Annotated in this window: 11 protein-coding genes; 8 read left to right on the top strand and 3 right to left on the bottom strand. The window is 70.5% G+C overall.

Annotated elements, in window-relative coordinates; translation table 11 throughout:
- Positions 1-11 precede the first annotated feature (11 nt).
- The 6 genes from AB0300_RS12205 to AB0300_RS12180 all read left to right on the top strand — a co-directional run bounded on the left by AB0300_RS12205 (position 12) and on the right by AB0300_RS12180 (position 10418).
- Positions 12-1127 carry a GuaB3 family IMP dehydrogenase-related protein gene (locus AB0300_RS12205; protein WP_025103746.1) on the top strand — a complete coding sequence of 372 codons (1116 nt, stop codon included), beginning with the start codon at positions 12-14 and terminating at the stop codon, positions 1125-1127.
- A 57-nt stretch (positions 1128-1184) separates the two neighbouring features.
- The gene (locus tag AB0300_RS12200) at positions 1185-1943 is read left to right on the top strand and encodes an SURF1 family cytochrome oxidase biogenesis protein (RefSeq protein ID WP_102208394.1); all 759 of its coding nucleotides are present in this window, start codon (positions 1185-1187) and stop codon (positions 1941-1943) included.
- 241 nt (positions 1944-2184) lie between these two features.
- On the top strand, positions 2185-6825 hold the full coding sequence (locus AB0300_RS12195; RefSeq protein WP_366216097.1) for an ExeM/NucH family extracellular endonuclease: 4641 nt from the start codon (positions 2185-2187) through the stop codon (positions 6823-6825).
- A 103-nt stretch (positions 6826-6928) separates the two neighbouring features.
- Entirely contained in the window at positions 6929-7441 is a 513-nt protein-coding gene (locus tag AB0300_RS12190; protein ID WP_062635876.1) for a DUF3817 domain-containing protein, read from the top strand.
- A complete protein-coding gene (gene guaA, locus AB0300_RS12185; RefSeq protein WP_366216096.1) occupies positions 7438-9024 on the top strand; it encodes a glutamine-hydrolyzing GMP synthase in 1587 nt (528 codons plus the stop codon). Before AB0300_RS12190 ends, guaA begins: the two co-directional genes overlap by 4 nt.
- An 8-nt stretch (positions 9025-9032) precedes the next feature.
- Positions 9033-10418 carry a glycosyltransferase gene (locus AB0300_RS12180; RefSeq protein ID WP_338565557.1) on the top strand — a complete coding sequence of 462 codons (1386 nt, stop codon included), beginning with the start codon at positions 9033-9035 and terminating at the stop codon, positions 10416-10418.
- A gap of 60 nt (positions 10419-10478) precedes the next feature.
- Here AB0300_RS12180 and AB0300_RS12175 read toward each other — a convergent pair whose 3' ends face one another.
- Positions 10479-12569, bottom strand: a complete 2091-nt coding sequence (locus AB0300_RS12175) for a family 10 glycosylhydrolase (RefSeq protein ID WP_366216095.1) — start codon at positions 12567-12569, stop codon at positions 10479-10481.
- Between the two features lie 183 nt (positions 12570-12752).
- Between AB0300_RS12175 and AB0300_RS12170 the strand changes: the two genes are divergently transcribed.
- Both AB0300_RS12170 and AB0300_RS12165 read left to right on the top strand, forming a co-directional pair.
- Positions 12753-13181 carry a YciI family protein gene (locus AB0300_RS12170; RefSeq protein ID WP_025103753.1) on the top strand — a complete coding sequence of 143 codons (429 nt, stop codon included), beginning with the start codon at positions 12753-12755 and terminating at the stop codon, positions 13179-13181.
- A gap of 13 nt (positions 13182-13194) precedes the next feature.
- Positions 13195-14490: a sigma-70 family RNA polymerase sigma factor gene (locus tag AB0300_RS12165; RefSeq protein WP_366216094.1), complete on the top strand. Its 1296-nt coding sequence runs from the start codon at positions 13195-13197 to the stop codon at positions 14488-14490.
- A gap of 96 nt (positions 14491-14586) precedes the next feature.
- Here the strand turns inward: AB0300_RS12165 and AB0300_RS12160 are convergent, their stop codons facing one another.
- Both AB0300_RS12160 and AB0300_RS12155 read right to left on the bottom strand, forming a co-directional pair.
- A complete protein-coding gene (locus tag AB0300_RS12160) occupies positions 14587-14859 on the bottom strand; it encodes a GlsB/YeaQ/YmgE family stress response membrane protein (protein ID WP_187663444.1) in 273 nt (90 codons plus the stop codon).
- Positions 14860-15019: 160 nt separating this feature from the next.
- A complete protein-coding gene (locus AB0300_RS12155) occupies positions 15020-15940 on the bottom strand; it encodes a Bax inhibitor-1/YccA family protein (RefSeq protein WP_025103756.1) in 921 nt (306 codons plus the stop codon).
- Positions 15941-16027 lie beyond the last annotated feature (87 nt).

The raw sequence follows: 16027 nt of genomic DNA, 5'->3' as shown, positions 1-16027 counted from the left end.
GACGGGTGACCATGGAGATCGAGCTCGGCCGAGGAAAGCGCGCGCGTCGCGCGTACACGTTCGACGACATCGCGGTGGTGCCCTCGCGGCGCACGCGCAACCCGGAGGACGTGTCCACCGCGTGGACGATCGACGCCTTCGGCTTCGAGATCCCGGTGCTCGGTGCGCCGATGGACTCGGTCGTCAGCCCGCGCACCGCGATCATGCTCGGGCAGCTCGGCGGTCTGGGAGTGCTCGACCTGGAGGGGCTCTGGACCCGCTACGAGGACCCAGAGCCGCTGCTCGCCGAGATCGCGGGCCTCGCGGAGGACCGGGCGACCGTGCGCATGCAGGAGCTCTACTCCGAGCCCATCAAGCCCGAGCTCATCACCCGCCGCCTCGCCGAGATCCGGGAGGCGGGCGTCACCGTCGCCGGCTCCCTCACTCCGCAGCGCACGCAGGAGTTCTACGACACCGTCGCCGCGGCCGGGGTCGACCTGTTCGTCATCCGCGGCACGACCGTCTCCGCGGAGCACGTGTCGAGCGTGGCGGAGCCGCTGAACCTCAAGAAGTTCATCTACGACCTCGACGTTCCGGTGATCGTGGGCGGAGCGGCGACCTACACCGCGGCGCTCCACCTCATGCGCACCGGCGCGGCCGGCGTGCTCGTGGGCTTCGGCGGCGGTGCGGCGTCCACCACCCGTGCCACCCTCGGCATCCACGCCCCCATGGCGACCGCGGTGTCGGACGTGGCGGCCGCGCGTCGGGACTACCTCGACGAGTCCGGCGGGCGCTACGTGCACGTGATCGCCGACGGCGGCGTCGGCACCTCGGGCGACATCGTGAAGGCGCTCGCCATGGGCGCCGACGCGGTCATGCTCGGTGTCGCCCTGGCCCGTGCCACGGACGCCCCCGGCCAGGGGTTCCACTGGGGTCCCGAGGCGCACCACCCCAAGCTCCCGCGCGGACGACGCGTCGAGGTGGGCGGCATCGGCACGCTGGAGGAGATCCTCTACGGCCCCGCTCCGGTCGCCGACGGCACCGCGAACCTCATCGGCGCGCTGCGCAAGTCGATGGCCACCACCGGATACTCCGACCTCAAGGAGTTCCAGCGGGTGGAGGTCGTGCTGGCTCCGTACGAGGCCTGAGGTCTCCGCATCACCGTGACCGCACCTGCTCCCTTCCCGCCGACCCTCCGTGAGGTCATGCTGCGGGGACGCTGGATCGCGATGCTGCTGCTGTGCCTGGTCGTCGCCGGCGTGTTCGCCTGGCTCGGTCAGTGGCAGCTGGAGCGGGCGATCGAGACCGATCCTCCGGCGCCGGGGGCGACGGAGCAGGTCCGACCGCTCGACGAGGTCGTGGAGCCGGGGGAGTACCTGCCCGAGCCCCTCGTCGGACAGCGCGTGGAGACCGAGGGCGTCTGGATCCCCGGAGACTTCCTCGTCGTGGGCAGCCGCTTCAACGACGGCGCCGAGGGGTACTGGGTCACCGGTCAGCTCCGCGTCGACGAGCGCGTCTCGCTGGCGGTAGCGATCGGCTGGGCGCCGGATCGCGAGGCCGCCGATGCCGCGGTGGAGCGCCTCGAAGCCGAGGCGGACGGCGGCGTGGTCCCCGTCGCCGGTCGCATCATCTCGGATGAGGGGCCGGCGGTGCCTCCGCGCTCGGATCCGGAGCAGATGGACCGGATGTCGCCGGCCGCTCTCTTGAGCCGCTGGCACGACACCGAGCAGCTCGACGTCTACCGTCCCTACCTGGCCTCCACGACCGCGACCGCGGGACTCGTGGACATCGCCTCCCCGGCGCCCGACGAGCAGTCGCCGGTCAACTGGCTCAACGTGTTCTACGCCGCCGAGTGGGTCATCTTCGCCGGCTTCGCGTTCTACCTCTGGTACCGCCTGGCGAAGGACGCCTGGGAGCGCGAGGTGGAGGAGTTCGACGAGGCGCAGGGCTCCGCGGCTCCCTGACACCCGCTGCGCATCCGCGCGTCGGATGCTGCGCTTCTGCGCGTCGGGTCGGCCCGGTGTGAACCTTCGTCAGGGGGTGTCGCGGCCATTCGGTGAGCGCTCGGTGACCAATGGGAAAACTCCGTTGAGGATGTCCGAACCGCTCCGTATGCTCGCTCCATGTGCGCACGCTGGGAGTTCCCGATGTGTGCGATGACAGCGTCCTGAGCAGCGCCGGAACACGATCGAGGAGACAGCACCGATGATGTCCGCTCCTGAGCACGGGGAGACCCTGACCCCCGTCTCGCACCGCAGAATCCGAGGGCGCGTGGGCGCTCTCGCCGCGACGTGCGTCGCCGCCCTGAGCCTCGGCTCGCTGGTGGCCGCGCCCGCGTCGGCGAACACCGACGGCACCGGGGTGGTGATCAACGAGGCGTATCTGTCCGGCGGCAGCGCCGGGGCGGCGTTCACGAACAAGTTCGTGGAGCTGTACAACCCGACGACGGCGCCCGTCACCCTGGACGGCCTGTCCCTGCAGTACCGCTCCGCGACCGGGACCGGCGCCTTCAACGGCGTCGCACCGCTGAAGGGGACGATCCCCGCGGGCGGCTACTTCCTCGTGCAGGGGAACAGCAACGGCACCAACGGCGCCGCCCTCCCGACCCCCGACGCCACGACGACGCTGAGCCCGAGCGGCACCAACGGCACGCTGGCCCTCGTCGAGGGCACCGCGGCGGTCACCCTGACTCCCGGCTCGACGGTCGGCGTCGACGGCGTGATCGACCTCCTCGGCTACGGCACCTCGAACACCTTCGAGACGGCGGCCGCCGCCGCCCCCACGAGCAACACCGACGTCCGGTCGCTGAACCGCACGGACGGCGCGGACGCGGACGACAACAAGACGGACTTCGCGCTGTCGGCGACCATCACCCCGCAGAACTCCGGCGGCACCGATCCCGGCACCGACCCGGGCGAGGAGCCGGGGACGGAGCCCACGACCGCCACGATCGCCGAGGTCCAGGGCACCGGCGACGTCTCGCCGCTGGCCGGACAGCGCGTCCGCGTCGAGGGCGTCGTCACCGCCGATCACCGGACGGGCGGCTACAAGGGCATCGTGATCCAGACGCAGGGTTCGGGCGGCGAGACCGACGCGACTCCCGGCGCCTCGGATGGCGTCTTCGTCTTCCTGAACGCGCTCGCGCCCACGCTCGAGATCGGCGACCTCGTCTCGGTGACCGGCACCGTGAGCGAGTACTACGGCCAGACCCAGATCGCTCCCGCCGCGGTGGCCGACGTCTCCGTCGTCACCGCCGGTGTGGGCGTGCCGGCCCTCACGCCGCTCCCGGACACCGTGCGCGGTGCCGACCGCGAGCAGTACGAGAACATGTACGTCGCCCCGACCGGCACCTACCGGCTCGCGTCGAGCCACCAGCTGTACAACTACGGGGCGCTGTGGCTGAACGCCGGCGACGACCTCAACGTCAAGAGCACCGAGACCACGCGTCCCGGGGCCGACGCGGCCGCCATCGCGGCCGAGAACCGCGCCAACCGCATCCTGCTCGACGACGCCTGGTCCATCCAGGTGACCAACAACGGCCACCCGGGCCAGCAGCCGTACTTCACGGAGGACACGGTGGTCCGCAACGGCGACACCGTCGACTTCGGGTCCAACGGCTACGTGCTCCAGTGGGGCTTCGACGACTGGCGCCTGCAGCCGGTCGTCCCGATCGACGACGCCTCCCCGGCGGAGCGCAAGGTCACCTTCGAGCCGACGAACCCGCGCCCCGAGAAGGCCCCCGAGGTGGGCGGCGACGCGCAGGTGGCGTCGTTCAACGTCTACAACTACTTCACGACGCTGAAGAGCGAGAACGCGGACGCCCGCGGTGCGGCGAACGCCGCCCAGTTCGCGATCCAGAAGTCCAAGATCGTCTCGGCCATCAACGGCCTCGACGCGGAGATCGTGGCGCTGATGGAGATCGAGAACTCGGTCAAGCTCGGCAAGCCCGTCGACACCGCCCTGAAGGATCTCGTCGCCGGCCTCAACGCCGACGCGGGCTCGGACGTGTGGGACTACGTGCGCACGCCGAAGGCGCTGCAGGACCCGGCGACGACGGACTACATCACCAACGCGATCATCTTCAAGAAGGACGCCGTCAGCACGGTGGGCGACAGCGCCACCGTCACCGACGAGTCGGTGTGGGGCAACGCCCGCGAGCCGATCGCGCAGGCGTTCGACATCGACGGCCGCGTCGTCACCGTCGTCGCCAACCACCTGAAGTCGAAGTCCCCGCCGCAGGGTGCCGGCGCGGAGCCGGCCGACGGCCAGGGGTTCTTCAACGCCGACCGGGTGAAGCAGGCGCAGGCCATCCTCGCCTTCACGGATGAGCTGGCCGAGAGCAGCGGCAGCAGCGACATGCTGCTGATCGGCGACTTCAACGCCTACGGGCAGGAAGACCCGATCGACGTGTTCACCTCGCAGGGGTGGAGCGACGTGGCCGCCGACAAGGCCGCAGGGCAGTACACGTACACGTTCGACGGGGAGCTCGGCTCGCTCGACCACGTGATCGCCTCGCCGTCGCTCGTCTCCTCGATCACGGGCGCCGGTGTGTGGGGCATCAACTCGCCGGAGTGGAGCGACCGCGGCTACGCGTTCGGCGCCACCGAGGAGGGCACCCCGTACCGGTCCAGCGACCACGACCCGATCCTCGTCGGCGTCTCCTCGGAGGTCCCGCCGGTGAACATCGACGTCGTGACGGTGAACGACTTCCACGGCCGTATCGAGGCCGACGGGGCCGCGGCCGGCGCCGCCGTGCTCGCGGGGGCGGTGCAGCAGTTCCGTGCGGCGAACCCGAACACGATCTTCGCCGGAGCCGGCGACCTCATCGGTGCGTCGACGTTCACCTCCTTCATCAACGACGACAACCCGACCATCGACGCGCTCAACGCCGCCGACCTGGACGTGAGCGCCGCGGGCAACCACGAGTTCGATCAGGGCTGGGAAGACCTGCGCGACCGGGTGCAGGAGCGCGCGGACTGGGAGTACATCTCCTCGAACGTGTTCCTCACGGAGACCGGTGAGCCCGCGCTCGCCCCGGCCTGGGTCAAGGAGCTCGACGGCGTGCGCGTCGGCTTCGTGGGCGCCGTCACGGAGGATCTCGACTCGCTCGTCTCGCCCGAAGGCATCGCGGATCTCGAGGTGCGCAGCATCGTCGACTCCGTGAACGCCGTGGCCGACGACCTGCGCGACGGGGACCCGGCCAACGGCGAAGCGGACGTCGTGATCCTGCTCGTGCACGAGGGTGCGGAGAGCACCGCGCTGTCCGCGATCACCGAGGACTCGCCGCTGGGCGAGATCGTCTACGGAGTCGACGACGACGTGGACGCGATCGTCTCGGCGCACACGCACCTCGCCTATAACCACGTCATCGACGGCCGGCCGGTCGTCTCGGCGGGGCAGTACGGCGAGAACCTCGGCCTCATGAACATCCAGGTCGACCCGAAGACGAAGGAGCTGCTCTCGATCACCAACGAGATCAAGCCCCTCACGTCCGCAGGCAAGCCGCTGTACCCGGCGGTGCCGGAGGTGCAGGCCATCGTCGACAAGGCGAAGGCGGAGGCCGACGTGCTGGGAGCGGTCAAGGTGGGCGACATCACCGCCGACTTCAACCGCGCGCGGCAGACCAACGGCTCGGAGAACCGCGGTGGCGAGTCCACCATCGGCAACTTCGTCGCCGACGTGCAGAAGTGGTCCACGGGTGCGGACATCGCTCTCATGAACCCCGGTGGCATCCGTGCCAACCTGACCTACGCGTCGAGCAACCCCGAGGACCCCGACGGCAACGTCACCTATCGGGAGGCGGCGACCGTCCAGCCCTTCGCCAACACGCTCGTCACGCTGACCCTCACCGGCACCCAGCTGAAGGGTGTGCTGGAGGAGCAGTGGCAGCCCGCCGGATCGGCCCGACCGTTCCTCAAGCTCGGCGTCTCCGAGGGTCTGGCCTACACGTACGACCCGACGGCGGCCGCGGGTTCGCGGATCACCTCGATCACGCTGAACGGCACCGCGATCGACCCGAACGGGGAGTACACGGTGGCGGCGAACTCCTTCCTCGCGGCGGGCGGCGACAACTTCGCCACCTTCAAGGAGGGGGCGGGCAAGCGGGACACCGGCAAGATCGACCTCCAGTCGATGGTCGACTGGTTCGATGCGAACAAGACGGCCTCGCCGGACCTCGCCCAGCGTGCGGTCGGTGTGACCGTCAGTCCGGCGGACGCCGACGGCTACCGCGCCGGCGACCAGGTGACGGTCTCGCTCTCCTCGCTGGCGTTCAGCGGTGGTGAGGCGGCGCCGGGAGCGGTCACGCTGTCGCTCGGCGACACCCAGCTCGCGGCCGGCACGGTCGACCCGACCGTCGTGGACACCACCGACGAGGGCGGCCGCGCCACCCTCACCTTCACGGTGCCGTCCGGGGTGTTCGGTGAGCAGCAGCTCACGGTCGAGGTCCCGGCGACGGGCACGACGGTGCAGGTGCCGTTCACGATCGCCGGCGAGGAGGAGTTCGCGGGGACCATCGCACTCGGCTCCTCGAAGGTGGCCGCGGGCAAGAAGCTCGACGTCACCGGCGAGGGCTACCAGCCCGGCGAGACCGTCACGGTGGAGCTCCGGCCGAAGAAGGGCCAGGGCGTCCAGGTGGGCACGGTGCAGGTCCGGGAGGACGGCACGTTCAGCACCTCGGTGACGGTGCCGAAGAACGCCCAGCCCGGCAAGTACACCGTCGCGGCGGCGCAGGCCGACGGGGACGAGGCCACGGCCACCGTCACCGTCAACCGCGCCGGCGGCATCGGCGGGATCATCAAGGACATCGTCGACTGGCTGTGGGACCTCCTGACCGGATGGTTCTGATGCCGATCGGCGGATGACGAGGCGGAGGCCGTTGGGGCGACCCGGCGGCCTCCGTCGTTTCCGCGGGGTCGGGGCGTCGCCCGCCGCCGACTAGACTGGGGGCATGCCCGAACCGAAAGTCGCCAGCTTTCCGGCGATCCGCGGTGCGCTGAAGTTCTACCAGATCGCGTCGATCATCACGGGAGTCATGCTGCTCCTGCTGCTCGCCGAGATGGTGCTGAAGTACACGCCGATCCACCTCGAGCTCTTCGCCGGAGGATCGGGCGGCCCGCTCTGGTTCGCCGGCGTCATCGCGGGGCCGGACTGCCAGTGGTGGTCGCTGTTCGCGCCGTGGACGAACTCGTGCGAGATGACCTCCCTCGGGGACGGCTTCAACATCTCGCTGTTCATCCTCGTCGCCCACGGCTGGTTCTACGTCGTCTACCTCTTCGCGTGCTTCCGCATGTGGAGCCTGATGCGCTGGCCGTTCCGCCGGTTCATCCTCCTCGCGCTCGGCGGCGTCATCCCGCTGCTGTCGTTCTTCATGGAGGCGATCGTCGCCCGTGAAGTCAAGACCTATCTCGCCACCCGGGAGGCCGCCGAGGCCTCCGCGATCGCCCCGGAAGGTGTCCGTTGACCGAACAGTCCGAGACCCAGCAGCGCCCCGCGCTCGTCGTCGACTTCGGCGCCCAGTACGCGCAGCTCATCGCCCGCCGCGTCCGCGAGGCCGGGGTCTACAGCGAGATCGTGCCGCATACCGCCACGGCGGAGGAGATCGCCGCCAAGAACCCTGTCGCGATCATCCTCTCCGGCGGACCTTCGTCGGTGTACGAGGAGGGCGCCCCGAAGCTCGACCCGTCGGTCTTCGACCTGGGCGTCCCCACGCTCGGCATCTGCTACGGCTTCCAGTACATGGCCCAGACCCTCGGCGGCGAGGTCGCGCACACCGGCCTCCGCGAGTACGGCGCCACGGATGCCGTCATCTTCGGTGACGGCGGCACGCTGCTCAGCGGGCAGCCGACCGAGCAGAACGTGTGGATGAGCCATGGCGACCAGGTCGCGAAGGCACCGGAGGGCTTCGAGGTGCTCGCGACGACGGAGGCCACGAAGGTCGCCGCCTTCGCGAACGAGGAGCGCGGCTTCTACGGCGTGCAGTGGCACCCGGAGGTCAAGCACTCCGACCACGGTCAGCGCGTGCTCGAGAACTTCCTCCACAAGGGTGCGGGCCTCGCGTCCGACTGGAACCCCGACAACGTGATCGCCGAGCAGATCGAGCGCATCCGTGAGCAGGTCGGCGACGCCCGGGTCATCTCCGCGCTGTCCGGCGGCGTGGACTCCGCCGTCTCGACCGCTCTCGTGCACAAGGCCATCGGCGACCAGCTCACGGCCGTCTTCGTCGACCACGGTCTCCTCCGCAAGGGGGAGCGCGAGCAGGTCGAGAAGGACTACGTCGAGTCCACCGGTGTGCGGCTCATCACGGTCGACGCCGCGGAGACCTTCCTCGGTCACCTCCAGGGCGTGACCGACCCCGAGGAGAAGCGCAAGATCATCGGCCGCGAGTTCATCCGCGCGTTCGAGAAGGTGCAGCTCGACCTCGTGGAGGAGGCGAAGGCCGACGGCGGCGCGCCGGTGAAGTTCCTCGTGCAGGGCACGCTCTACCCGGACGTGGTGGAGTCGGGCGGCGGTGCGGGCACCGCCAACATCAAGTCGCACCACAACGTGGGCGGTCTTCCGGACGACCTCGACTTCGAGCTCATCGAGCCGCTGCGGGCCCTGTTCAAGGACGAGGTCCGCGCGATCGGCCGCGAGCTCGGCATCCCCGAGGCGATCGTCGGGCGTCAGCCGTTTCCGGGGCCCGGTCTCGGCATCCGGATCATCGGTGAGGTCACCGCTGACCGTCTCGAGATCCTGCGTGAGGCCGACGCCATCGCCCGCGAGGAGCTGACCAAGGCCGGCCTCGACCAGGAGATCTGGCAGTGCCCGGTCGTGCTCCTCGCCGACGTGCGCTCGGTGGGCGTGCAGGGCGACGGCCGCACCTACGGCCACCCGATCGTGCTGCGTCCGGTCTCCAGCGAGGACGCGATGACCGCCGACTGGACCCGTCTGCCGTACGACGTGCTCTCGAAGATCTCGAACCGGATCACCAACGGCGTCCGCGACGTCAACCGGGTGGTGCTGGACGTCACGTCGAAGCCGCCGGGGACGATCGAGTGGGAGTAGGGGGCGCGATGCCCCCGGTCTCGGCACCGGTCCTCCCGGACGCCGAGTACCTGGTGCTGTCCAGCCGTCTGATCCCCGGGCTGGACGGCGGGTACACGATCGCGACACTCGCGCGAGCCCGGCTGCTCGCCGGAGCGGGCGCCGGCGAGGGCCGGGGTCCGCAGCTGCTGACCTTCGATCCGGGAACGCGCGCGGATCACGCCGAGCATCGCCGCGTGTTCGCCGACCGCGGCGCGCTTGCGGACCCGGATCGTCTGCGGAACCTCTTCGACGAGGCCGTCGCCCCGGAGGGCGGAGCCGCCGCCTGGCTGCGGGACGCGGCTGATGACGCGGTGACGGCCGACCCCGATGTGGAGTACCGGGTGCTCGCGGACCCGGAGGGTCGTCCCTTCGTGGCCCTCCCGGTGATCCCCGGCGACCCGGACTGGCACCTCACGGACGAGCCCGTCCTCGTCCACGACGAGAGCGGTGCGGTCGTCGGGGCGCTGCACGGCTTCCGCGGGCTCTACGGTGCCTGGCTCGACCACGTCACGGCGGCGCTGGGCGACCGGCCGATCGTCGTGATCTGCGAATCGCGTCAGCTCGGCGAACTGGTCGCCGACTGGGGCGACCCGCGCGTGCGCATCCTGCACCCCATCCACACCATGCACGTCGAGGCTCCCTACACGCCGGACGCACCCATGAACACGCTCTGGACGCGGTGGTTCCGCCTGGCCGACCGCTTCGACGCGGTGATCTGGCCGACGGCCACGCAGCGCGACGACGTGGTGGCGCGATTCGGCTCTTCTGCGAACCACGTCGTGGTGCCGAACCCCATCGAGCCCGTGGAACGTCGGGAGAGTCTGCGCGAGGACGGCCTTGTCGTCGTGCTGGGCCGACTCGCGGCGGGCAAGCGCGTCGACCACGCGATCCGCGCCTTCCTGGCGGCGGACGTGCCGGGCACCCGGATGGAGATCTGGGGCACGGGTGCGGAGGAGCAGCGGCTGGCGGCGCTGATCGCCGAGCTCGACGGCGCCGACCGCGTGCGGCTCTGCGGGTACACCGCCGATCCGGCGACCGTGCTCGATCGTGCGTCCGTCCTGGTGACCTCGACCGCGTTCGAGGGACAGCCGCTCGGCGTGGTCGAGGCGCTGCTGCACGGCACCCCTGTGGTGTCGTACGACGTGCGGTACGGCATCCGCGATGTGCTCGGCGCCGGCGGAGGTGTGCTCGTGCCCGCCGGTGACGTCACGGCGCTGGGGGAGGCGCTGCGGGACCTCCTGACCGATCCGGACCGGCTCGCGGCGCTCCGCGCGGAGGCGCCGCTCGTCGCGGCGGCGTGGAGCCCGGCGCGCTCCGTGGAGGCGCTGACCGCGACGATCGCCGCGGCCGTCCGCGCTCCCTCGCGGCGCTGACCGTCCGCGACCCGGTCGACCGCCGGAGAGTCGCGGACGACGCCCCGGCGGTCGACGGTCCTATCGCGTGCGCCGCCGGAAGGCGGTCACTCCGACCGTGACGGCGCCGGCGGTCAGCAGCAGTCCGCCCAGGAGCAGCGCCATCATCGGGACATCGCCGCCGGTCGCGGCGAGGTCGCCGCGGTCGCCGCGCGACGCGCCGCCGACGGGAGAGGCGGCGGCGTCATCGTCACCCCCGGAGTCCGGGTCCTCCGGCGTGCCGGGATCGGTGGGATCCGTCGGAGTTCCCGGATCGGTGGGATCCACCGGCTCGTCCACCGCGACAGCCACCGGCGCGCTCTCGACGGCGGCCGCGTCCAGCGCGGTCACCACCCAGGTCTCCGTCGCGGCGCGCGCGGCGGCCGGGGCCTCGTCGGCGGGGAGGGGGAAGCGGAACGACGCCGCACCGCCTGCCCAGACCGTGTCGACCAGCGCGCCCGGGGTGGTGACGATCTGCGCCGGATCGCCGGTACCGCGATAGATCGCATACTGGCGGGCCTCCCGCGCGTCGCCGGCCTGCCAGCGGAGCTCGCCGTCGACGACCTCGGGGGCCACCGGGGCGGCCACCTGTCCGTCCGAGAGCCAGGGCTTGGCCGGAACGAGCGTGGGGTGGGCGAAGGCCTCGCCCTCGAGGAGCTCGATCGCGGTGTTCTTCGCCTCGTGCTTGGGCTGCTGATCCGCGGGCAGAGCGGCCAGGTCGCTCGGCTTCATGTCGTTGTAGCTGAACAGGACGCTGCCCTCGATGCCGTCGAGCTTCTGGTTGTACCGGATCTGATTCGGCACCTCTTCCGGATTCATCCAGGCCTGCTCCCAGCCGCCGTTGTTGACGTGCTTGTAGAGCGCATGCCCCACGTAGACCTGGGTGCGGCTGCCGGCGGCCACGTCGCTCCACCACTGCGCCAGCTCCCCGTACGGGGCGGCCGCCTGATCGAAGCTCCAGTAGATCTGCGGCACGATGTAGTCGATCAGCTCGTCCTGCACCCACCCGCGGGTGTCGGCGAAGACCGCCTGACTGTACGTCTGCGACGAGCTCGTCGGCGTGTGGGATCCGGCCGGGTCGAGCGCCTCGTGCTCCCAGATCCCGAACGGGCTGATACCGAGCTGCACGGCGGTGCCGCGGGCCGCGTTGCCGGCGTCGATCGCGTCGCCGACGAGGGTGATCAGACCCGTGATGTTGTCGCGCCGCCACGCCTCGATGCCGGCGACGGTGTCGGGATAGCCCGCCGTGAGGCCGAACTCCTCGAACGTCGCCCGGTCCTCGCCCTGCGCGCCGAAGAACACGTTCTGACCGTCGACGGTGATCCGGTACGGGTAGAAGTAGTCGTCGAAGTGGATGGCGTCGACGTCGTAGTTCTCCGTGATCTCGGCGACGGTGGCCGCGACGTACGCGGGGACCTCGGGCTGGCCGGGGTCGAGGAACAGCTTCTCCTCGAAAGACAGGACCCAGTCGGGGTGCTGCACGGCGAAGTTGTCGTCGGCGAGGATGCCGGCGTCGTTCAGTGCCGCGATGTACTGCGGGATGGAGAGTGCCTTCACCTGGTCCGCGGTGAGGCCGAGGGCGGTGAGGATCCCCGGCGAGGTCATCTTCGCGTTGGTCACGCGATAGGGGTTCAGCCACGCGTGGAACTCCATGCCGCGGGCGTGGGTGGCCTCGACCATGCGCTGCAGCGGGTCATAGCCGGGATCGGCGCCCTGGGTGCCGGTGAGGAACTCGGACCACGGGTTGAGTGCCGACGGGTAGTAGGCGTCCAGCAGCGGACGCACCTGGAAGATCACGGCGTTCATGTTCCAGGAGGCGAAGTCGTCGAGCACCGTCGCGTAGCGGGCGTCGAAGTCCGCCGCGTCGGCGGGTTTGCCGAAGTTCAGGTTGCCGATCGTCCCGACCCAGGCGCTGGAGAAGCGGCGGTTCTCCGGCGTCAGCGTCGTGGGGATGGCGACCTGCTCGCCGGATCCCGGATAGGTGTACACGGGCTCCGTGCCGTAGCCGTAGGTGCCGGAGGCGTCCTTGACGTACCGGGTCAGCGGCTCCTCGTCGGGGGCCGCTCCGGCGGTCGTGGGGAGCGCCAGCAGGAGCAGGGCGGCCGCGGCGGTGGCGGCGATGCGTCTCTTCATCGAGTCCTCGTTCGATCTGGAAAAGAATTTCCACTGAAAGGGGTTGAACTGAAACTCTATGCCGATGTGGCTCTCGGCAGAAGACCGCGAGGAATTTTCGCCCCGATGTCGATCTCCGCCGTTCCCGTTCGACGTCTGTGATGAGAGGGTCGAGGAACGGCCCTTCGGAACAAGGAGAACATCATGAAGTTCATGCTCATCATGCGCGCGACCGACGACGCGGTGGCGGCCTATCAGGAGATGCCCTTCGAGCAGGTCATCGAAGCGATGGGCCGCTACAACGAGTCGATGATGAAGGCGGGCGTCCTCGTCGCCGGAGAGGGCCTGACCGACGCGGCGGAGGGCTTCGTCGTCGACTTCAGCGCCGAGAAGCCGCTCATCACGGACGGCCCCTACGGGGAGACGAAGGAGCTCTTCAACGGCTTCTGGATCATCGAGGTCTCCTCGCGCGAGGAGGCCGCGGAATGGGCGAGCCGGGCGCCGCTCGGACCGGGATCGTTCCTCGAGGTGCGCCGGGTGACCGGCCCGGAGGACTTCCCCGCCGACAACGAGTGGATCGAGAAGGAGGCGGGCTGGCGGGAGGAGCAGGCCCGCCGCGCCGAGCAGGCGTGACCCCCGTCCGCTGATGGACGGCTCCCCGGACCCCGCGACGACCTCGGCCGCCTCTGCGCAGGAGGCGGCCGAGCGCGCGGTCGCGGCCGTGTGGCGCATCGAGTCCGCGCGCATCGTCGGCGCACTGACGCGGATGGTCGGCGACTTCGGCCTGGCAGAAGATCTCGCGCAGGAGGCCCTGGTCGCCGCGCTGCGGCAATGGCCCGCCGAGGGCGTGCCGCAGAATCCCGCCGCGTGGCTGACGGCCGTGGCGAAGCGGAAGGCGGTGGACGGATGGCGCCGCCGCGAGCGGCTGGACGACCGTCTGGCGCTGATCGCGCACGACCTGGAACAGGAGCAGGCGCAGGGGCACGAGCTGCCGTGGGACCCGGATGCCGTGGACGACGATGTGCTGCGCCTCCTCTTCATCGCGTGCCACCCGGTCCTCTCCCGGGAGGCGCAGGTCGCGCTCACGCTGCGGGTCGTGGGCGGTCTGACGAGTGAGGAGATCGCCCGCGCCTTCCTCGTCCCCACGGCGACCGTGCAACAGCGGATCGTGCGCGCGAAGAAGACGCTGGCGGCCGCGCACGCGCCGTTCGAGGTGCCACCGCGGGAGGAGCATGCGGCGCGGCTCGGCGCGGTCCTCGGGGTGCTCTATCTCATCTTCAACGAAGCGCACGCGGCCAGCAGCGGTCCGGAGTGGATGCGGCCGGAGCTGAGCGACGAGGCCATCCGGCTCGCCAGGGTGCTCGCCGCGCTGCAGCCCCGGGAACCGGAGGTGCACGGCCTGCTCGCGCTCCTGGAGCTCACGGCCGCACGTTTCCCGGCGCGGACCGACCGGAACGGCGACCCGGTGCTGCTCGCCGATCAGGACCGTCGGCGGTGGGACCGCAGCCGCATCGCGCGGGGGAGAGCAGCCCTGGCGCGGGCGGACGGACTCGGCCGCGGACGCGGGCCTTACAGTCTGCAGGCCGCCATCGCCGAATGCCATGCCGTCGCGCCGTCCGTGAAGGAGACCGACTGGGACCGCATCGTCGTCCTCTACGAGGCGCTGGGCCGGCTCACCCCGTCCCCGGTGGTGGAGCTGAATCGCGCGGCCGCCGTGGCCATGGCCACCGGGCCCGCCTCCGCCCTGCGGCTGCTCGACGACCTGGCCGGGTCCGGCGCGCTGCGCGGGTACCACCTGCTCCCCGCGACCCGGGGCGAGCTGCTGCGCCGACTCGGCCGGGAGAGCGAGGCGCGCGGCGAGTTCGCGACCGCCGCGGCACTGGCGGGCAACGACCGCGAGCGCGAGCTCCTGGAGCGCAAGGCGCGCGGTGCCGAGCGCTGACCGTCTGCGGCACGAAAAGACCCGCCCCTCACGGATGCTCTCGCAGCCGTGAGGGACGGGCGTGGGTGACGCGGAGCGCGTCGAGTGGGGTCTGCGTCAGTCGTTGACCCGCTGGCTGCGGCCGGCGATGAGACCGTAGATCAGCAGCACGATGATGGAACCGCCGATGGCGAGGAGCCAGGTGCCGAGGTCCCAGAACTCGGTGAGCGGACGGTTGAGGATCAGGCTGCCGAGCCAGCCGCCGAGCAGGGCGCCGACGACGCCGAGCAGCAGGGTGATGAACCATCCGCCGCCCTGCTTGCCGGGCAGGATCAGCTTCGCGATGGCTCCGGCGATGAGGCCGAGAAGAAGAAAGCCGAGAAAACTCATGGTCAGCTCCTTGGGTCAGGAGCCCCGGGGTGCCGGGGCCTCGTGACACCTACTGTGCCCGGCCGCGGAATCGCGTGCCAACCCCTTGCGCGCTCCCTCCCGGATATGGCAAGAGGCCCGCCTCCCCAGGGAGACGGGCCTCTGGTCGCGACGGATCGGGTCAGTTGTTGCCGCGGGCGATCGCGATGATCCGCAGGATCTCGACGTAGAGCCAGACGACCGTGACCATGATGCCGAAGCCGCCGAGCCAGCCGTACTTGCGGGGAGCGCCGTTGCGCACGCCCTGCTGGATCTGGTCGAAGTCGAGCACCAGCGAGTACGCTGCCATGATCACGACGAGGACGCCGATGATGAGGCCGAGCGGGATGCCCATGATCTCCTGGCTGAACAGCCCGAAGGCGTTGGTGTTGACACCCGTCCACATGAGGACGAGGTTCAGGAGCGAGAAGACCAGGTAGCCGATCATCGCGATCATGAAGATCTTGGTCGCCTTCTTCGAGGCGCGGATCTTGCCGCTCGCGAAGAGGGCGAGGGTCACGCCGACGACCGAGACGGTGGCGAGCGTCGCCTGGAAGACGATGCCGGGCCAACGGACCTCGAAGAACGCCGAGATGCCGCCGATGAAGAGACCCTCGAAGGCCGCGTAGGCGAAGATCAGCGCGGGGCGGACCTTCTTGCGCGAGGTGAAGGTGATGACCATCGCCAGCACGAAGCCGCCGAGCGCCCCGAGGGCCCAGGGCAGCACGTTGACGGCAGCGGGGTTGTACGGGTCGTAGCGCGGCACGTCGAGGCCGCCGAGCGTCAGCACCCAGCCGACGACGGCGGTGACGAGGAGGATGCCGAAGAGGCCGGCGGTCTTCCACACGGTGTCCTCGACGGACATCCGGTCGGTCTCGAGGGCGCCTGCGGCGGGAGCGGCGTACATGCCCTCGAGCTGCGCGTTGGCGGCGGCATCCATCGCGCCGTGCTGGAGCGACGCGGCCTGCGCGCCCTGAGCGCCCTGGGGCGCACCCGGGTAGGTCGCGACGTTGCGCGGGTCCTGCTGCTGGAAAGCAGGATTGTTGAAAGCGAAGTTGCTCATCAGGTGGGCCTCACTCCAAAAGGGGGGTCGTAGGTCGCTTTCCTCCACGATACCCGTGAGGCGACACTCCCGGGGTGCCTTACGCTG

Origin of the sequence: Microbacterium sp. NPDC078814, assembly GCF_040702645.1 — a bacterium.
Classification (GTDB): Bacteria; Actinomycetota; Actinomycetes; order Actinomycetales; family Microbacteriaceae; genus Microbacterium.
The sequence above is the reverse complement of the archived record's forward strand: the minus strand, read 5'-3'. Positions and strand labels throughout refer to the sequence as shown.